Source organism: Campylobacter sp. RM10537 (assembly GCF_022369435.1).
GTDB lineage: Bacteria > Campylobacterota > Campylobacteria > Campylobacterales > Campylobacteraceae > Campylobacter_D > Campylobacter_D molothri.
The window spans coordinates 1,277,898-1,296,156 of record NZ_CP059597.1; the positions used below are offsets into that span (position 1 = coordinate 1,277,898).

The 18,259-nt window shown below is 29.1% G+C and carries 17 protein-coding genes and 1 pseudogene; 15 read left to right on the top strand and 3 right to left on the bottom strand.

All coding sequences use genetic code 11. The features are described from left to right. Nucleotides 1–6: 6 nt before the first annotated feature. Nucleotides 7–1,407, bottom strand: coding sequence for an aspartate ammonia-lyase (locus CMOL_RS06515; protein WP_239820169.1), 1,401 nt, complete (start codon nucleotides 1,405–1,407; stop codon nucleotides 7–9). 194 nt (nucleotides 1,408–1,601) lie between these two features. On the opposite strand from CMOL_RS06515, the gene ung reads away from it, so the two are divergent. The 7 genes and pseudogenes from ung to CMOL_RS06550 all read left to right on the top strand — a co-directional run bounded on the left by ung (nucleotide 1,602) and on the right by CMOL_RS06550 (nucleotide 9,615). After that, nucleotides 1,602–2,297 carry a uracil-DNA glycosylase gene (gene ung / locus CMOL_RS06520; RefSeq protein WP_239820170.1) on the top strand — a complete coding sequence of 232 codons (696 nt, stop codon included), beginning with the start codon at nucleotides 1,602–1,604 and terminating at the stop codon, nucleotides 2,295–2,297. 368 nt (nucleotides 2,298–2,665) lie between these two features. After that, complete coding sequence (locus CMOL_RS06525) at nucleotides 2,666–4,333, top strand: L-lactate permease (protein ID WP_200282555.1); 1,668 nt, start codon at nucleotides 2,666–2,668, stop codon at nucleotides 4,331–4,333. 21 nt (nucleotides 4,334–4,354) lie between these two features. Next, the gene (locus tag CMOL_RS06530; protein WP_200282558.1) at nucleotides 4,355–5,092 is read left to right on the top strand and encodes a (Fe-S)-binding protein; all 738 of its coding nucleotides are present in this window, start codon (nucleotides 4,355–4,357) and stop codon (nucleotides 5,090–5,092) included. After that, on the top strand, nucleotides 5,089–6,525 hold the full coding sequence (locus tag CMOL_RS06535; RefSeq protein WP_239820171.1) for a LutB/LldF family L-lactate oxidation iron-sulfur protein: 1,437 nt from the start codon (nucleotides 5,089–5,091) through the stop codon (nucleotides 6,523–6,525). Before CMOL_RS06530 ends, CMOL_RS06535 begins: the two co-directional genes overlap by 4 nt. Next, nucleotides 6,518–7,174 carry a LutC/YkgG family protein gene (locus tag CMOL_RS06540; protein ID WP_239820172.1) on the top strand — a complete coding sequence of 219 codons (657 nt, stop codon included), beginning with the start codon at nucleotides 6,518–6,520 and terminating at the stop codon, nucleotides 7,172–7,174. Before CMOL_RS06535 ends, CMOL_RS06540 begins: the two co-directional genes overlap by 8 nt. A 189-nt stretch (nucleotides 7,175–7,363) precedes the next feature. Further along, the gene (locus CMOL_RS06545; RefSeq protein WP_200282567.1) at nucleotides 7,364–7,720 is read left to right on the top strand and encodes a hypothetical protein; all 357 of its coding nucleotides are present in this window, start codon (nucleotides 7,364–7,366) and stop codon (nucleotides 7,718–7,720) included. Between the two features lie 153 nt (nucleotides 7,721–7,873). Further along, nucleotides 7,874–9,615 (top strand): annotated as a pseudogene (locus CMOL_RS06550) (tetratricopeptide repeat protein). Nucleotides 9,616–9,814: 199 nt separating this feature from the next. On the opposite strand, the gene sppA reads toward CMOL_RS06550, so the two are convergent. Together sppA and mqnF are read right to left on the bottom strand one after the other, a co-directional pair. Continuing rightward, complete coding sequence (gene sppA, locus CMOL_RS06555) at nucleotides 9,815–10,705, bottom strand: signal peptide peptidase SppA (protein WP_200282781.1); 891 nt, start codon at nucleotides 10,703–10,705, stop codon at nucleotides 9,815–9,817. Then, entirely contained in the window at nucleotides 10,693–11,946 is a 1,254-nt protein-coding gene (mqnF, locus tag CMOL_RS06560; protein ID WP_374269223.1) for an aminofutalosine deaminase family hydrolase, read from the bottom strand. Before mqnF ends, sppA begins: the two co-directional genes overlap by 13 nt. A gap of 70 nt (nucleotides 11,947–12,016) precedes the next feature. On the opposite strand from mqnF, the gene aroQ reads away from it, so the two are divergent. The 8 genes from aroQ to fliY are packed head-to-tail and all read left to right on the top strand — an operon-like array spanning nucleotide 12,017 to nucleotide 18,234. Then, nucleotides 12,017–12,496: a type II 3-dehydroquinate dehydratase gene (gene aroQ, locus CMOL_RS06565; RefSeq protein ID WP_239820174.1), complete on the top strand. Its 480-nt coding sequence runs from the start codon at nucleotides 12,017–12,019 to the stop codon at nucleotides 12,494–12,496. A gap of 6 nt (nucleotides 12,497–12,502) precedes the next feature. After that, nucleotides 12,503–12,985 carry a 2-amino-4-hydroxy-6-hydroxymethyldihydropteridine diphosphokinase gene (gene folK, locus CMOL_RS06570; RefSeq protein WP_239820175.1) on the top strand — a complete coding sequence of 161 codons (483 nt, stop codon included), beginning with the start codon at nucleotides 12,503–12,505 and terminating at the stop codon, nucleotides 12,983–12,985. Further along, on the top strand, nucleotides 12,986–14,419 hold the full coding sequence (flhF, locus tag CMOL_RS06575) for a flagellar biosynthesis GTPase FlhF (RefSeq protein ID WP_200282794.1): 1,434 nt from the start codon (nucleotides 12,986–12,988) through the stop codon (nucleotides 14,417–14,419). It begins immediately after the preceding gene. Beyond that, nucleotides 14,412–15,278 (top strand): flagella biosynthesis ATPase FlhG, encoded by an 867-nt coding sequence (gene flhG, locus CMOL_RS06580; RefSeq protein WP_239820176.1) that lies wholly within the window; start codon nucleotides 14,412–14,414, stop codon nucleotides 15,276–15,278. The genes flhF and flhG overlap by 8 nt, the downstream gene beginning before the upstream one ends. A 14-nt stretch (nucleotides 15,279–15,292) precedes the next feature. Beyond that, nucleotides 15,293–15,649, top strand: a complete 357-nt coding sequence (locus CMOL_RS06585; RefSeq protein WP_200282802.1) for a hypothetical protein — start codon at nucleotides 15,293–15,295, stop codon at nucleotides 15,647–15,649. Further along, complete coding sequence (locus tag CMOL_RS06590; protein ID WP_200282805.1) at nucleotides 15,630–16,322, top strand: RNA polymerase sigma factor FliA; 693 nt, start codon at nucleotides 15,630–15,632, stop codon at nucleotides 16,320–16,322. The genes CMOL_RS06585 and CMOL_RS06590 overlap by 20 nt, the downstream gene beginning before the upstream one ends. Further along, on the top strand, nucleotides 16,322–17,401 hold the full coding sequence (fliM, locus tag CMOL_RS06595) for a flagellar motor switch protein FliM (RefSeq protein WP_200282807.1): 1,080 nt from the start codon (nucleotides 16,322–16,324) through the stop codon (nucleotides 17,399–17,401). The genes CMOL_RS06590 and fliM overlap by 1 nt, the downstream gene beginning before the upstream one ends. Next, a complete protein-coding gene (gene fliY, locus CMOL_RS06600; RefSeq protein WP_239820177.1) occupies nucleotides 17,398–18,234 on the top strand; it encodes a flagellar motor switch protein FliY in 837 nt (278 codons plus the stop codon). Before fliM ends, fliY begins: the two co-directional genes overlap by 4 nt. The last annotated feature ends 25 nt before the right edge of the window (nucleotides 18,235–18,259 follow it).

Consider the following 18,259-nt stretch of genomic DNA (forward strand, 5'->3'; position numbering starts at 1 on the left):
CCTTTTTTATTTTTCAATACGCGGATTTAACATATTTTCAGGAGTTAAGTATTCATCTAATTTTTCCTTGGTTAATAAGCCCCTTTCTAAAACTATATCAGCAACACTTTTTCCAGTTTGCAAAGCTTCTTTTGCAACTGATGCTGAATTTTCATATCCTATATAAGGATTTAAAGCAGTAACCAAACAAACAGAATTTAACATGGTTTTTTTACAATTTTCAGGATTAGCTGTTAAGTGTTTGATTGCTTTATTGGCTAAAGTTAACATTGCATTTTCTAAAAGGACTAAAGAATTAAATAAAGCATAAGCAATTCCTGGCTCAAACGCATTAAGCTCAAATTCACCTCTTTCTGAGCAAAGTGCTATGGTAACATCATTTCCTATAACTTCATAACAAGCCTCTCCTACAACTTCTGGAATGACTGGATTTACTTTTCCTGGCATAATAGAACTACCTGGTTGCATTTGAGGTAAATTAACTTCACCTAAACCACATCTTGGGCCTGAATTCATTAATCTTATATCATTAGCAATTTTTGAAAGTCTTACTGCAGCAGTTTTTAAAGCTCCACTTACATGAACAAAATCAGCTGTATCTTGAGTAGCTGCTATAAAATCCTCCGCAGGCCTAAAGGTGGTGCCTGTTATATCACTTAAGTATTTTTCAACTAAGTCTTTATAATCTGGATGACAACAAATTCCTGTTCCGATTGCTGTTGCTCCTAAATTTAGATATGTCATTGACTCTCTTGCTTTAGTGATTTTTTCTATATCGCTTTTTAAATAACTTGCAAAAGCATTAAAAGTATTTCCTAAGGTTGTAGGAACTGCATCTTCAAGCTCTGTTCTTCCAATTTTTAATATATCTTTCCATTCTTTTGCTTTAATTTCTAATTCATTTTTTAATATTTCCATAGCTTTAAGCAAATCACCCATTTTAGCGTGAACTGCGACTTTAATAGAGCTTGGGTAAGCATCATTAGTTGATTGACCAAAATTAGTATTATCATTTGGATGAAGATATTGATATTCACCTTTTTTATGACCCATCATCTCAAGAGCAACATTTGTAATTACTTCATTAGCATTCATATTTGTACTTGTTCCAGCACCACCTTGAACCATATCAACTACAAATTGATCTAAAAATTCACCATTGATGATTCTATCACAAGCTTTTACAATATAATCAGCCCTATCGGCTGGAACCATACCTAAATCTTTATTAGCCAAAGCTGCTGCTTTTTTAACTTGTGCAAAAGCTTTAACAAAAAATGGATATTCCTTTAAAACCCTTCCACTCATTTTAAAATTTTCTAAAGCTCTGTAAGTTTGCACTCCATAATAAACATCATCAGGAATTTCTAGTTCTCCTATAAAATCATGTTCTTTTCTTGTTCCCATTGTAAGCCTTTCATATAGTTTCTATTTTTAATGTAAACATAAAAATCTACGTAGATAAGTATATTCCTATTTTAGTTAATAATTAGTTAATATTATTAACATTTATTCAAGTAAAAATAAATAAAAAAATAAAAAACATATCTCACAATAATTTTGTTATAATTTCACCTAGATATAAATTTTGGACTATTTCAATGGAAAAAATGGCTATTAATCTAGAAAATATTAAAATAAATGAGGATTGGAAATTTTTTTTAAAAGAAGAATTTTTAAAACCTTATTTTTTAGAAATTAAAAAAAAATATATTCATGCTCTAAAGAACAAAAAAATAATCTATCCTCCAGCAAATTTAACTTTTAATGCCTTTAATCTTACTCCTTTAAAAGATTTAAAAGTGATCATTTTAGGGCAAGATCCTTATCATCAAGAAGGTCAAGCAATGGGACTTAGTTTTTCAGTCCCTAAAGGAATTAAAATTCCACCAAGTTTGGCTAATATTTATAAAGAACTTTATTATGATTTAAAAATTCAACCTGCAAAAGATGGAGATTTAAGTTTTTGGGCAAAACAAGGAGTTTTGCTTTTAAATTCCATTCTTAGCGTTGAAGCTGGAAAACCTGCGAGTCATAGCACTTGGGGATGGCAAAAATTTAGTGATGCTGTTATATCTAAACTCAGCATGGAAAAAAAAGGGCTTGTTTTTATACTTTGGGGTAATTTTGCAAAGTCTAAAAAAAATCTTATTGATACAAAAAAACATTTTATACTAGAAGCTTCTCACCCCAGTCCGCTAGCTAGAACAGGATTTTTAGGCTGCAAACATTTTTCAAAAGTCAATGAAATTTTAAAAAGTTTAGGAAAAGAAATTATAAATTGGGAATTAAAATAATTTTAAAAAGCTGATTAATAAATTCAGCTTTTTAATTTGCAATATTTTTAAAAGATTCATTATCTATATCGGCTTATTTTTTAATAATTTAACCTTTATAATAAAAAATAATCTATATTTAAATTTCATAATCAATAAAAAATCACCGATAATTACTAAAAATATAAAGATTAAAAAATATTTTCAAATATAAAAATCATTTCATTATATTTATATTTTATTAAAAATAAAAAAATTAATATGTTACAAAAATACACAAAATTTTTAAGAACTTATAAACTTTAATACCCTATTTCATTTCTTTAAATCTATTTTTTGAAATTTTGATAAAATGGCTAAAGATGTCAAAATTAAGGAGAAAATATCTAATGTGGCAACAAATTTATGACCCGATGAACAATATTTGGTTAAGTGCTTTAATAGCATTTTTACCAATTCTTTGTTTTTTAGTTTGTCTAGTTTTTTTTAAACTCAAAGGTTTTCAAGCTGGATTTTTAACCGTTATTGTAGCATCCTTGGTAGCTTTATTGGCATATAAAATGCCTTGGAATTTAGTTGGAGCAAGTTTTATTCAAGGCTTTATCAATGGAATGTGGCCTATTGCTTGGATTATTATTGCAGCAATTTTTCTTTACAAGCTTTCGATTAAATCAGGATCTTTTGAAGTCATTAAAAAAAGTGTTATGAGTATCACGCCAGACCACAGAATGCAGGTAATTTTAATCGGTTTTTGTTTTGGATCATTTCTAGAGGGTGCGATAGGATTTGGCGGACCAATTGCTATTACCGCAGCTCTTTTAGTTGGACTTGGTTTTAAACCATTGCAAGCAGCAGGACTTTGTCTTATAGCAAACACAGCCCCTGTAGCATTTGGCGCCGTTGGAATTCCTGTTATTGCGATGTGTGATTTGGTCAAAATTGAAAGCCAATCTGTTTCAGCTATGATAGGTAGAATGCTTATACCGCTTAGTTTTATTGTACCTTTTTTTGTTGTATTTTTGATGAATGGCTTTAAAGGCATTAAAGAAACTTTTCCTGCGGTTTTTGTTGCTGCGGCAAGTTTTACACTCACTCAATATCTTAGCTCTAACTATTTAGGTGCAGAACTTCCGAGTATTATTTCCGCTGTTGCTTCCTTGGCAATTACAACTTTATTTTTAAAATTTTGGAAAATAAAAAATATTTACCGTGTTGATGGAGAAACTAATTTTGAAACTAATAACAATCTTAGCTTTTCTTCGGTATTAAAAGCTTGGGCTCCATTTATCTTGCTTATAGTTTGTATAATTTTTTGGACTCAACCTTGGTTTAAAGACCTTTTTGGAAAAGATGGAATTTTTGCTTTTACTAGTATTACAATTGCATTTAATAATATCACTCAAGGAATACTTAGTCCTTCTATAGTTGATGCAAGTGTTCTTAAACCAGTTAGTTTAAATTTAGGTATAGATTTTATCAACGGAAAAACCGTAGCTCAAGCAGGAACTGCTATTTTATTTGCAGCGTTTTTTACTATTTTTATTTTAAAAATCAAAGCAAGTGATGCTGCTGAATGTTTTGGGGCAACTTTAAAAGAGATGGCTATTCCTTGTCTTACAATAGGTCTTGTGGTAGCTTTTGCTTTTATTTCTAAAAATAGTGGTATGAGTGCAACTTTAGGCCTTGCATTTGCACATACTGGCGATATATTTTCCTTCTTCTCTCCTGCTATAGGTTGGATAGGAGTATTCCTAACAGGATCTGATACAAGTGCTAATCTACTTTTTGGAACTTTACAGCAAGCAACAGCTCAAAAACTTGGAGTTAATGAAGTTTTATTTTTAGCAGCAAATTCTGTAGGTGGAGTTGTCGGAAAAATGATAAGCCCTCAAAGTATAGCTGTAGCTTGTGCAGCCGTTGGATTAGTAGGAAAAGAATCTGAACTTTTCAAATTTACTCTTAAGTATTCTATAGCTTTTATTATTTTGGTAGGAATTTGGACTTGTTTTATCGCTTTCTTTTTGCAAGATATTATTCCTAGTGTTGTTTTAAAATAGTGATTATTGAAAGGTAAATTAATGAAAAAAGTATATTTTTATGCGACTTGCTTAGGCACAGCAGCTATGCAAGATACAATTTTAAATGCTTTAAAACTTTTACGTTTAGAAGGAATTGAAGTTATATTTAAGAAAAAACAGACTTGTTGCTCTCAACCTTCTTTTAATTCAGGTTATTTTAAAGAGAGTAAAGAAATTGCAATGTATAATGTAAATCTCTTTAATGAACCTTATCCTATCGTTGTACCAAGTGGATCTTGTGCCGGTATGATGGCTCATGATTATCTGGAACTTTTTAAAAATGATCCACAATTTGAAAAAGTAAAAAATTTCAGCCAAAGAGTTATAGAGCTTTCTCAATATCTTGATGAAGTTTTAAATGTAAACTATGAAGATAAGGGGGAACCCGTAAAAATAACATGGCATTCAAATTGTCATGCTTTAAGAGTTCAAAAAAGCATCGATGCAAATAAAAATCTAATTAAAAGGCTTAAAAACGTTGAACTTGTGCCTTTAACCTATGAAGAAGAATGTTGTGGATTTGGTGGAACTTTTTGCGTAAAAGAGCCTGAAATTTCAAATGCTATGGCACAAAGCAAAATCAAAGATATTCAAAATACAGGAGTAAAATATTTGGTTAGCGCAGATGGAGGCTGTTTGCTTAATTTAGGAGGTACTATGAAAAAAATGGGGCTCGATATTAAACCCATTCACCTATATGATTTTTTAATCAAACGTTTGCAAGGAGAAAAACTATGAATGCTAAAATGCCTCATGAGCAAATCGTTCATATCAAACTAAACGATAAACAAATGCAAGAAAATCTTGTTAATGCTATGCATACCTTACAAACCAATCGTTTTAAAGTAATTGATGCTAAATTTAATGATTGGCAAGGCTTAAGATCTAAAGCCAAACAAGCTAAAAACAATGCTTTAATGAATTTAAAAGATCGTTTATTAGAATTTGAAAAAAATGCTACAGCTAATGGAATGATCATACATTGGGCGGATACAAAAGAAGATGCTTGTGAAATTATCTATCAACTTATGCTAGAAAAAAAGATCTCTAAAGTTTTAAAAGGTAAATCAATGGCTAGTGAAGAGATAGGTTTAAATCATTACTTAGAAAATAAAGGAATGAAAGCCATTGAAACTGATTTAGGCGAACTCATTTTACAATTAAATGATGAAGCTCCTGTACATATTGTAGTTCCAGCTATTCATAGAAATCGTTATGAAATAGGAAAAATCTTTAAAGAAAAGCTTAATTCAGAATTAGAAAGTGAGCCAGAAAAACTTAATGCCATAGCAAGAAAGCATTTAAGAGATGAATTTGAAGGTTTAAAATTGGGTCTAAGCGGAGTTAATTTTGCTATGTCTAAAGAAGGTGCTTTTTGGCTCATAGAAAATGAAGGTAATGGTAGGATGTGCACCACAGCTCCTGATATACATATAGCCCTTTGTGGAATAGAAAAAGTTATGGAAACTTTTGAAGATGCAGCTACAATGGTTTCTTTACTTACTCCATCAGCAACTGGACAATTTATACCAACTTACAATAATATCATTACAGGACCAAGAAAAAATGGAGAATTAGACGGTCCTAAAGAGGTACATGTGATATTATTTAATAATAATCGCACTAATATGCTTTCTAATGAAGATTATTATGAAGCTTTAAGATGTATAAGATGTGGTGCTTGTATGAATTTTTGTCCTGTTTATGATCAAATAGGTGGGCACACGTATCAAACAACTTATCCAGGGCCTATAGGAGAAGTTATTAGTCCAAATATCTTTGGTATTGATCATACAGGAGATATTTTAACTTTTTGCTCACTTTGTGGACGCTGTTCGGAGGTTTGTCCTGTTAAAATTCCTTTAGCTGATTTAATTAGAAAATTAAGACGCGATAAAGTAGGACAAGGAGATAATCCACCTATAGGTGCAAATTTAGTTCATCATAATGCCATGGAAGCTTTTGCTTTTTCAAAATTCAAAAGCTTAGCTACTAGCGGTAATTTATGGAGATTTTCTTTATCAAAAGCTCATTATTTTAATTCCTTATTGCACAAATTTAAGGATTCTTTGCCAGTAATTAAAAATTGGAGTGCTTTTAAAGAATTACCAGAAATTAAAAAAGATTTATATAAAGAAGTAGAAAAACTTCAAGGAGTTATTTATGAATAAAATTGCAGAAATTACCTCAAAAAGCAAAGCAAGCATTTTAAAAAAGCTAGAAAATTATTATCATGAAACAGAATTTTCTTATACTCCAAGTATTGACCCAGTAGAGCATATTTACACCACAGATGATATGCTTAGCGAGTTAAAACAAAAAATGAGTGATAATAAATATATTGTTGAAGAAAGCACTCAAGATCAACTTGAAGAAAAAATTAATGAAATTGCATCAAGTTATGGCTATACAAAACTAATCTATCCTCAAAATTTAAATTTAAATTTAGAAAAGATTAATGCTAAAGAAAAAGTTTGTTTTGATAAAAATATAGAAGACTTAAGATCTGAAGTTTTTCATAGTGATTTTTCGATTATCCATGCAAGAGTTGGAGTAAGTTCCCATGGTGTTGCTTTAGTGCTTTCATCTAAAGAGCAACCTAGAATGCTTTCTTTAGCTCCAAAACTTTGTATTGTTTTACTCAAAAAAGAAAATGTGGTTAAAAGTCTTAGCGAAGCTTTAAATTTGACTAAAAAAGAACATGAAAATTTACCAAGCAATATTTTGTTTATTGCTGGACCTTCAAGAACTGCTGATATAGAGTTAATTACTGTTTTTGGGGTTCATGGCCCACAGCAAGCTCATATTATTTTATACTAAATTACATTCTAGATAAATTTTATCTAGAATGTCAAATAATCTGAAAAATTAAAAAATTCAATCCTTTATTTTATATTAGATATTAATCTTAATTAATAGTATTTTAATCCTAAATTAAATTATTTTTTGATAAATTACAAAAAATAATTAAGGTTATATTTATAAATTAATATTTTAAGGAAAATTATAATGTTAGTTTGCATAAATAAATACAATAAATTAATTTATCATAAAGATAGCAATGATGAAAATTGTTTTATTGTTTCTATAAAAAATATCAATAATTTTTTTCACTCCAGACTTGTTTATACAGATTTTAAATTTTTTATTGATAGTCATTTTACCTTAAATCAATTTATTGAAAATAGTTCAGATGATTGTGGCATATATTTTAAATACTTCTTTTCAGATCACTTACATTTTAATACAACTCAAAATCGATTTAATTCAGATATTATTGATATTATGAAAAAAATTTTCGAACTCATTGCAAATGAAGAAAACAAAACTACACAAAATATTAAAATCCTATTTCGAAAAATTTAAACCTCTTTTAACTCATCCATAAAATATATAGATAATTTTATTTATCTATTTATTTTTATTTACCAAAATCATATAAAAATTTAATAATATAAATTATTTTTTATTATAATATAAATTATTTTTAATAATATATTATTTTATCAAGGAAAGCTTATGCTTAATCAAGTTTATTATTATTATTTTAATTCTAATTATGAAAAATGTTTAGAAATAAGCGAAAAGCACCTTGATAATATTGATGCTTTAACGTATACTATGTTATCTTCTCTTAAGCTTTCTATAAACGATAAAGCCTTATATTATGCCCAACAACTTTTTATAAAAAATGCAACTAGCTTTAATGGTCTTTTACTTTCAAAAGCTTATATATTCAATTCAAAATTTCAAGAAGCCTTTGCTTTACTTAAAAAACTTTTGACAAAAAATGATTCTTTATACAAGGAAATTAATTTAGAATTAGCTCTACTTTTTCAAATTACAGGCAAATTAGAAGAAGCTGAAAAAATCTTTCAAAATTTACTCAAGAAAGATCCATATGATTTAAATTTATGGAAAAGTTATGCTGAAATTTATTTTAAAAAAGATTATAATAAAGCTCTTAAGGCGCATGAAGAACTTTGTGCTTTTTGGTCACAAACCAACGAAAAAATCAAACAAGGATTATTAGTAGAAAAAATACAGTCTAATACATCAAATTTTCAAGATCGCTTACAAAATAAAACAAAAGAAAATATAACAATTATAAAAATTGAAGAATTTTTAAATACACGAATTTTACCTCAAAAAGCATATTTACTTTTTAAATTATTTAAAATAGAACAATCTTTAACTTTATTCCATTCTTTGCAAGAATTCAATCAACATAATGCTCAATTTTGGCAAAATTACGCCAAGGTTTTAGAATTTAATTCCAACTATCAAAATGCTTATCATGCTTATCAAAAAGCTTTAAGTTTACACTCACATGCAACTTATAAATTTGATTTGGCTTATCTTTTGATGCGCATGGGTACAGAAGATAATTTTGAAGAAGGTAAAAAATTTTACGAAAGCAGACTTTTTTACGCCCATAATGAAACCTTCTCTGTTTATCACTATAATAAAACAATGCAAATCTTCAATAAAAATGGTATAGATGCATTTAAAAATAAAGAAATTCTTATTTTTTGCGAACAAGGTTTTGGTGATACAATTATGTATTCTAGATGCTTAGAAAAAATTTGTCAAATCGCTCAGAAAGTACTTTTTGCACCTCAAAGTGCGATGTATGAAATGTTTAAAAATCAGATCAAATTTTTAAATCAATCTGAAAAAAACTTTAGAAATTTAAAAGTATTAAAAACTTTGCCTAAAAAATTTGATTATGCTATGCCTATTTGCTCTTTACCTTTTTTCATGGATATTAAATTGACAGAAATTTCTCAACTAAAAACTCCAATAAAAGCATATAAGAAACCACAAAATAAAATCAAAAAGATAGGGATTTTTTGGTTTACTCCAAATGCTATAGATTCCGAAACAACAAGAAATTTTGAATTAAATTTTTTGCTTAATGCCTTAAAAGATATGCCTTATAAGATTATTTCTTTTCAAATGCAAGGTGATTATACATTATCAGATAAAATAGAAAATAGAGCTAAAAAAATAAAAAATTGGAATGATACTTTAAATAATTTAAACGATATTGATTGTATGATTACTATAGATAGTGCTATAGCACATCTTAGTTTAGCTCTTGAAATTCCAACGATAGTGCTTTTAAAACCAAGATTTGATTGGCGTTGGGGAAATTTGAACAACCAAAAAGTTTTTTTTGGCCAAAAGCAAAAATTTTAGTCATTAAAGATGAAAAAGACGGCGCAACAAAACTTAATAAGTTTATCAAAACCATTTAAAAAGGAGTATATCATCAAAAAAGTTAAATATTTTATCTTGGATAAGGAATTTTATTCTTATCCTATATTAAGTCAAGAAATTATTTGTCCTTATTGTAATCAATTATTTCATATAGAATATACTTCAAATTTGAAGCAAATGCAAAAAGAATGTCCTTTTTGCAAAAATATAATGAAAATTTATTTAAATAAACAATAATTATCTGGTCTCAAAAAAAGCACTTTTATAAATTAGTTGAGTAAAACTTTGACTTATTAAACTTGAAGTTTTATTCTCTAAACGATTGAATAATTTATCAATTTTATCTTCTTCTTTCCAAATAGGCGTTTGAACCTTGCTAAGCTTTTCAAGTTCTTTTTTAGCATTTTCATAATTGCTTATATTGTCAATTAACCCCAATTCTTTAGCTTTTTGCGCTAAAAATACTCTTGCATTAGCCCAAGTATTTTTTTGAGCCTTATCTAAATTTCTTTCTTTAGCAACAAAATCAACAAATAAATCATAACTTTGGTCAATTAAATTCTGTAAATATTGTTTTTCCTTGCCACTCCAAGCCCTTGTAAAAGTTCCCGCACTTTTAAATTCTCCCGCTTGTATAGTTTGTTCTTTAATGCCTAATTTATTAGCCAATTCGCTAATATCAGCCCCTTGCATAATCACTCCAATTGACCCTATAAAACTTGCAGGATTAGCTAAAATTTTATTAGCCCCTACTCCTGCTAAATAACTTCCACTTGCCATAGTACCGCTTGCATAAACCACCACAGGTTTTTTTGCTCTTAAATCTTTTATAGCTAAAGCAAGTTCCATGCTTGGAGCAAAAGCACCTCCTGGGGAATCAATTACAAAAAGAACTCCTTTAATCTGATTATCATTTTTAGCCTTAATTATTTTTTCTAACACAGAAGAACTATCGAAAATTTCACCCTTTAAATCAATGCGTTCTAAATTAGCAAAATGCGAATTTGAACCTTGATTTGAGGCAAAAATCCAAATTATAATCAAAAATAAAACAAAAGTTTTAAAATAAGTATTGATAAATTTAATACCATTTCCTAAAATTTTAAAAAACGATTTTATAAGCTGCATTCCCTTCCTTTTATAAAAATTTTTTCTACTTCTTTAGCATTTAAAATTAATTGCAAAGGTGCTTGTTTTTTTTCACATTCTCCAAGATTAAAAATGCTAAAATCTGCATTTTTTCCAATTTTTAGCTCTCCTGCATTTAAATTTAAAGCTCTTGCAGGATAGAGCGTTGCCATTTGTAAAAGCTTAGACGCCAAATTTAACAAATCTTCTCCTTGATGAATTAATAAATTTGCACGCATTTCATCAAGTAACGATAAAGAAATATTAGAGCTAAGTCCATCAGTTCCAAGATGAATATTTAAACCACTCTTTAACGCTTTTTTTAAATCAAATTTTTTTTGACTTAAAAGACGGTTTGAAAAGGCGCAATGAGTTATAGAATGGTAAGTTTTATCAAGCCATTCATATTCTTTTAAATATACACAATGCGTAAAAAGAGTTTTAATATTTTCAAAAAGCATTACATAATCTTTTGGGGTATAAAATGGTCTAGGATTGGGTATAAAATTTTCCAACCATTTTTTAAATCCACCTTGTGCTTTTCTCAACCAAATATTTTCAGCCCTGCTTTCTAAAAAATGAGTACTGACTAACAAATCATATTTTCTTGCCAAATCAAGTGCAAAATGAGCAAGTTTTGGATGAGTAGAATAAGCAGAATGCACAGAAATCGCAGGGATAAAAAATTCACTTTTATATTTTAAAGAATTTTCAAATCTTTGCAAAAATTCAACTTTTTTTTCCTCAATTTGATTTTCATTTGTACCTAAAATTTCATTAAAATAAACAAAACGTATGCCATTTTCACTCGCTTTTAAACAAGCATTAAAATCGCTACCAAAACTTGAAATTTCACCTATAGTTCCTACTCCACTTCTTTGTATTTTTTTTATATTCTCAAAAATCAATTCTTCTTTAGCTTTAGCACTTAAAAATGAACGTGACTTAATCACGCTTTTAAGCCAAATTAAAAACTCTCCAAAATGCAAAGTTGTAGAATTAGCACTAAATTCTAAATGCGTATGCGGGTTAATGAAAGCTGGAATAATAATGCAGTTTTGATCTGTTTTTATCCATTTTGCCTGAGGATATTTTTTTAACAATTCCTCAAGCTTTCCAAATTCTAAAATTTCATCCTTAAAAACAAAGGCTTGGTTTTCTAAAATAGTAAAATTTTCATCACATAAAAAAAGATATTTCGCACCGATAATATACACAAATTTTTCCTTAAATAAAATCATCATTGTAGCAAAAATTTATTTTAAAATGTTATAATAGAAAGTTAAAAATAATTTTTAAGGTGAATTTGTTATGAAAATAATGGTCATTCAAGGTCCAAATATAAACATGCTAGGAGTACGAGAGATCAATATTTATGGTGCAATGAAAATGGATGATATCCACGAACAAATGAAAATTGCAGCATCTCAAAATAATATTGAACTTGACTTTTTTCAAAGTAATTTTGAAGGTGAGATTGTAGATAAAATTCAAGAATGCTTGGGCACTAAAGATGGGATTATTATAAATGCTGGAGCTTATACTCATACTTCTGTAGCAATTCGTGATGCAATAGCCGCAGTAGCTTTACCAACCGTAGAAGTTCATATTTCTAATACTCACCGTAGAGAAGAATTTCGTCAAAAAAGCTTAATTGCTCCAGTTTGCTCTGGATCGATTGTAGGTTTTGGTCCTTTTGGATATCATTTGGCTCTTATGGGTGTGATGCAAATTTGCGATCAAATTAATAATTTGCGTAGCATGCAAGCACAAGCACAGGTTAAAAATTAAACCATAATGCTAAAAATAAAAGGGGCAAGACGACTAGAAAAAAGTCGTTTTTTTCCTTATTTTAGCCGAAATAAAAAGGATTTTAAATATTTTGCTATTTTGGGTCTAGGAAGTAATATAGAACCTGAGAAAAAACGTTTTGATGCTTTGTTTAGAAAATTCATGGATGATAAGAGAGTAAAAGTTTTAGAAACTTCACCTTATCTTATTAATGAAGCTTTTGGATTTAAAGCTCAAAAAGATTTTACCAATGCTATTATGCTTGTACAAACAAATTTACACGCAAGAGCTTTTTTGAAAGTTTTACTTTTTTATGAGTTGAAATTTAAACGCAAAAGAACTTTCAAAAACGCTCCTAGAACACTTGATTTAGATCTTTTATATTTTTCTAAAAAAGTTAAGTGTGATGCGTGGTGCAAGGTGCCTCATCATGGGGTCAAAGAAAGAATAAGCGTAATTTTACCTTTGGGCTTGATAAAAGGATTATAAATGGGACAACTTATCCATACCTTTACCGTTGAAGATACAGAACAAATCATACCTAAAGTCAAAGAAGACTACGGCGATAAAGCACTCATTATTACCAATAAACAAATTCGTCCAAAAACCCTTAATCGTGGTGCACTTTATGAAGTTATGGTCGCTATTGAAGAAGCAGATTATCACGAACATCTTAAAAAAATGGGGAAAAGTTTACCTCCTAAAAAGCCTATTCAAAAAAATATTTCAAATGCTAATATCATAGAAAAACCGAAAACCAAAACTACAAATATAAGCGAAGATGAAGATGTTATTCTTGATTTTTCAAATGCAAAAGCAAGTTTAAATTTAGGCGCATCTAGAATTGAAAATAAAAATTATCAAGATTTTCCACCAAGCAAAATAAATCCTAATGCATCAATGGATTTTAATGATTTTAAAGAACGTTTAAGTGAAGTTAGCAGTGAAATCTCTAAAGTAACCAATACGCCTTTAGAAGATTATACACCTCAACCAAACTATAATAAAAAAATAGAACATGTTGAAAAACAAATCAATAAACTCAATGACAAAATTGATCTTTTGGCTGATATGATGTGGGATGAAAAAGCTGAAGCACGTAATAACCTTATCATTCCTCCAGAATTTGCAACCATTTATAAACAAGCTAAAGAAAGTGGGATGCTTGAAAAACATTTAGAAGCTATTATGAAAGCAACAATTGAAAACATGCCAACTTCAATGAAAACCAACAAAGAAGCAGTTCAAAGATATTTTTACTCTCTTTTGAGAAATATTTTACCTTGTCGCATTGAAAGTGATATTAAAAAGCAAAAAATTATGATGTTAGTTGGCCCAACAGGAGTAGGAAAAACGACAACTTTGGCAAAATTAGCTTTTAGATATGCTTATGGAGATAAACGCTACAAAACTGGCATTATCACGCTTGATACTTATAGAATTGGTGCTGTGGAACAACTTTTTCAATATGCTAAGATGATGAAGCTTCCTATTATTGATAGTATAGAGCCAAAAGATCTTGACGAGGCTATTAAAAGCTTAAATAATTGTGAAATTATTTTAGTTGATACCATAGGAAATTCTCAATATGATCAGAGCAAACTTGCTAAAACAAAAGAATTTTTAATGCATTCTAATGCTGAAATTGATGTTAATTTAGTGATTTCAGCAAATACAAAACATGAAGATTTGATGGAAATTTATAAAAATTTCTCATTTTTAAATATAGACACTCTTATTATCACCAAATTTGATGAAACTAAAGTGTTTGGAAATATATTTTCTCTTATTTATGAAACAAATATACCTCTTAGCTTTTTTTCAACCGGGCAAGAAGTTCCAGATGATATAGAAGTAGCAAACAGTGACTTTTTAGTTCGCTGCATCCTAGAAGGTTTTAACAAAGGAAAAAACAATGGATAATCAAGCCAATAAACTTCGTTCTTTAATGAATCAAAATGGTAGTAAAAAATCTCAAAATACTCATTTTATAGCCATTACAAGCGGTAAAGGTGGAGTGGGTAAAAGTACTATCAGTGCAAATTTAGCTAATGTTTTAGCAAATAATGGATATAAAGTGGGATTATTTGATGCTGATATTGGCTTGGCAAATTTAGATGTAATTTTAAATGTTCGTATCCATAAAAACCTTTTGCATGTTTTACGTGGGGAATGCTCCTTAGAGGATATACTCATCGAAGTAAAACCTAACTTATGGCTTATACCAGGTGAAAGCGGAGATGAAATTTTAAAATACAATGATAAAAATATTTATGAAAGATTTTTAAATCAAGCAAGTATTTTAGATGAACTTGATTTTCTCATTATAGATACAGGTGCAGGAATTGGCGGCAATACCCTAAATTTTTTAGAAATGGCTGATGAGGTTATTGTTGTAACAGTTCCAGATCCTGCTGCAATCACAGATGCCTATGCTACCATCAAAACTACTTCAAAAACTAAAGAAAATTTACTTATGTTATTTAACGTGGTAAAAAATGAAAAAGAAGCCTTAAAAGTTTTTGAAAATATTAAAAAAGTAGCAGATGCTAATATTAAAAATCCTCTTAATTTAGAATTTTTAGGACACTTAAGCTCCTCAAAAGATGTCAGCTCAAGTATAAAAAAACGTACTTTATTTACAGACGAAAATACTAATGCAAGCGATGAGTTAAAATCCCTAGCTTCTAAGCTTTTATATAGGTTGGAACGAAAAATGCTTGATAATGTTTCAAGCCGAAGTTTTTCAAATTTCTTTAGAAAAATTATCGAAAGATTTTAAATAAAGAAGAGATAATGAGACCAGAAAATTATGTAGCATTTTTTACAGTTTGTGGATTTTTTATAGGTTTAGCTTTTAGTGTTGTAAGTATTGATGGTCCTTTTGATATTTTAATCTTTACTTGTCTAATCACCTTTATGTTTTATGTTTGTATTCATATTGCTATTATTTGCTTTATTGATATTAAAAAAATTAGTGGAAGAATTTTTAATAAAAATGAATATGAAAGAACAAGCAATAATATCATCAATGATCTTGTAATCCGAGAAAAGAAAATGGATATAATTTTAGAAAAATTAGAACAAGAAAGAGAAGAACTTAAGAAAAACGAATCAAAAGAAAGACGTAAGCATGCAAAAAAAGCCGCCTAAAGCTTATATCCAAACAATAAAAAACGAACAGGATCAATTGGTTTTATCCTATATGCCGGCTCTTCGTGCCATGGCATTTCGTTTAAAAGAACGCTTACCTTCTAGTATTGATGTTAATGACCTTATTAGCGTCGGAGTAGAAGAAATGATTAAACTTTCTCGTCGCTATGATAAAGAACAAAATGATAGTTTTTGGGGTTTTGCAAGAAAAAGAGTTAATGGCTCTATGCTTGATTTTTTACGCTCTTTAGATGTTATGAGTCGCAACAATCGAAAAATTATCAAAGATATTGATAATTTAATTGATGAGTATTTTAGAGAAAATGAAGAAGAGCCAGATGATGAATATTTAGCAAAAAAACTTGATTTAGATGTAGAAAAAATTAAAGAAGTTCGCACAGCGCATGCTATCAGTTATACTTTGCCTATAGATGAACAAATAGAACTTTATAACGAAGATGATACCTTAGAAAAATTGGAAAAAGAAGAGTTTTTAGAAAAAATTCATGAAATTTTAGAAGATTTAAAAGAACGCGATCAACTCATTATTCAGCTTTATTATTATGAAGAATTAAGTCTTAAAGAAATCAGTGAAATTTTAGATATTAGCGAAAGCAGAATTTCTCAAATTCATAAAAAACTTCTTAAAAAACTTAGAGAAAGGCTCGTTTAATGGCAGAAATACTCTCTCAAGAAGAAATTGATGCTTTACTTGAAGTCGTTGATGATACAGACGCGCCCACAGCGTCAAATTCTAAAGAAGATAAAGAAGAAAGAAATATCGTTGTATATGATTTTAAACGTCCTAACAGGGTTTCAAAAGAACAATTAAGAACGATAAAAGGCATACATGACAAACTTGCAAGAAATTTAGCCTCTCAAATTTCATCGATGATGAGAAGTATTGTTGAAACAAAACTTCATTCTGTTGATCAAATGACTTATGGAGAATTTTTAATGTCGCTCCCAAGTCCTACAAGTTTTAACGTATTCTCTATTAAACCATTGGACGGAAACTGTGTATTAGAAATCAATCCAAGCATTGCCTTTCCTATGATTGATAGACTTTTAGGGGGTCAAGGTGATAGTTATGAGGCATCAAGAGAACTTACGGATATAGAACTTAATTTGCTTGATTCTATTTTACGTATTATTATGCAAAGACTTAAAGAAAGTTGGGCTGGGGTTACTGAAATTTATCCAAGCGTTGAAGCTAAAGAATCAAGTCCAAATGTTGTTCAAATTGTATCACAAAATGAAATTGTGATTATGGTTGTTATGGAAATTATTATAGGGAATTCAAGCGGTATGGTTAATATCTGCTATCCTGTTGTGCACTTAGAAAGTATTCTAAGTCGTTTAGCAAATCGCGATATTATGATGGGTGAAACTTCAGCGAAAAAATCAAGAAATAAAGAACTTAAAACTTTGATTGGACGTGCTGAAGTTGTTTATGAAGCTATTTTAGGTAAAACCTTAATCAGTGTTAATGAATTCTTAGAATTAAAACAAGGAGATATTTTAAGACTTGATAGGGAAGCTGATGATAAAGCTATAGTTAGCATTGATAAAAAAGATGTATTTTTAGCACAAATTGGTCTACATCGTTTTAGAAAATCAATTAAAATCATCGAGCTTATACGTACCGATAAAGATGAAATTAAAGAGATTTTAGAAAAATATGAAGAAGAGCGTAAAGCAAAGGCTAATGCTTATGATGAGTCTGAAGATATGGAGGATGAAGAAATATGATTAATGATTTTTTGAAATTATTTACAAATGAATGTATTAGCACTATAGAAGGATTAACAGGAAAAAGCGCAGAATTTAGTGAATATAAAGAATTTGATGTTTCATCTCAAGACACACTAAAACCTCCTTTGGTTTTTGCTATTTTTAATGTTAATGACAATGCAAAAATAGGAATTTTAGCCAGTTCTATTCTTATGAGCGCTATTGGAGAATGGATGATGGGCGAAGAAGAAATTTCCAAAAATGATCAATTAGGTCCTGATGAAATGGATGCTGCCAAAGAAGCTATACAAAATATCATTTCAGCTTTTTCAACTACCCTAGGCGCCCAAAAAGAAATTCCAAATATGGATTTTAGTATTTCTTCGTGTGATTTTGTATCTGATAGTGTTGATTTTAAAGACTTTGTAAAACTTTATTTTTTCGATGTTAAAATACAAGATTTAGAAGAGCAAATTTCTTTAGTTATGGATCAAAACTTATACAATATTTTAAGTGGAAAATCAGATGAGGCAAATTCTCAAAATAATACCCAATCTAACGAAGAAAGACACTTTAATATTAGCGAAGAACTTAAAAACATTAATTTAATTATGGATGTTCGTTTGCCAGTTCGCGTTCGTATAGGAAATAAAAAAATGCTCCTAAAAGATGTTTTAACGATGGATATAGGCTCTGTTGTAGAACTTAATCAGCTTGCCAATGATCCTCTTGAAATTTTAATAGGTGAAAAAAGAGTTGCCTACGGAGAAGTGGTAATCGTAGATGGAAATTTTGGAGTGCAAATTACAGAAATAGGCTCCAAAAAAGAAAGATTAGAGCAATTAAGATAAATTTTATAATTTATCTTAATTTTAT

Coding starts and splice junctions, on each gene's coding strand:
- CMOL_RS06545 (WP_200282567.1), top strand. CDS start 7,364: ATGTTAGTTTGCATAAATAAATACAATAAATTAATTTATCATAAAGAT.
- aroQ (WP_239820174.1), top strand. CDS start 12,017: ATGAAAATAATGGTCATTCAAGGTCCAAATATAAACATGCTAGGAGTA.
- CMOL_RS06590 (WP_200282805.1), top strand. CDS start 15,630: ATGCAAAAAAAGCCGCCTAAAGCTTATATCCAAACAATAAAAAACGAA.
- CMOL_RS06585 (WP_200282802.1), top strand. CDS start 15,293: ATGAGACCAGAAAATTATGTAGCATTTTTTACAGTTTGTGGATTTTTT.
- flhG (WP_239820176.1), top strand. CDS start 14,412: ATGGATAATCAAGCCAATAAACTTCGTTCTTTAATGAATCAAAATGGT.
- folK (WP_239820175.1), top strand. CDS start 12,503: ATGCTAAAAATAAAAGGGGCAAGACGACTAGAAAAAAGTCGTTTTTTT.
- fliY (WP_239820177.1), top strand. CDS start 17,398: ATGATTAATGATTTTTTGAAATTATTTACAAATGAATGTATTAGCACT.
- sppA (WP_200282781.1), bottom strand. CDS start 10,705: ATGCAGCTTATAAAATCGTTTTTTAAAATTTTAGGAAATGGTATTAAA.
- CMOL_RS06535 (WP_239820171.1), top strand. CDS start 5,089: ATGAATGCTAAAATGCCTCATGAGCAAATCGTTCATATCAAACTAAAC.
- CMOL_RS06540 (WP_239820172.1), top strand. CDS start 6,518: ATGAATAAAATTGCAGAAATTACCTCAAAAAGCAAAGCAAGCATTTTA.
- CMOL_RS06515 (WP_239820169.1), bottom strand. CDS start 1,407: ATGGGAACAAGAAAAGAACATGATTTTATAGGAGAACTAGAAATTCCT.
- CMOL_RS06530 (WP_200282558.1), top strand. CDS start 4,355: ATGAAAAAAGTATATTTTTATGCGACTTGCTTAGGCACAGCAGCTATG.
- mqnF (WP_374269223.1), bottom strand. CDS start 11,946: ATGATTTTATTTAAGGAAAAATTTGTGTATATTATCGGTGCGAAATAT.
- fliM (WP_200282807.1), top strand. CDS start 16,322: ATGGCAGAAATACTCTCTCAAGAAGAAATTGATGCTTTACTTGAAGTC.
- flhF (WP_200282794.1), top strand. CDS start 12,986: ATGGGACAACTTATCCATACCTTTACCGTTGAAGATACAGAACAAATC.
- ung (WP_239820170.1), top strand. CDS start 1,602: ATGGAAAAAATGGCTATTAATCTAGAAAATATTAAAATAAATGAGGAT.
- CMOL_RS06525 (WP_200282555.1), top strand. CDS start 2,666: ATGTGGCAACAAATTTATGACCCGATGAACAATATTTGGTTAAGTGCT.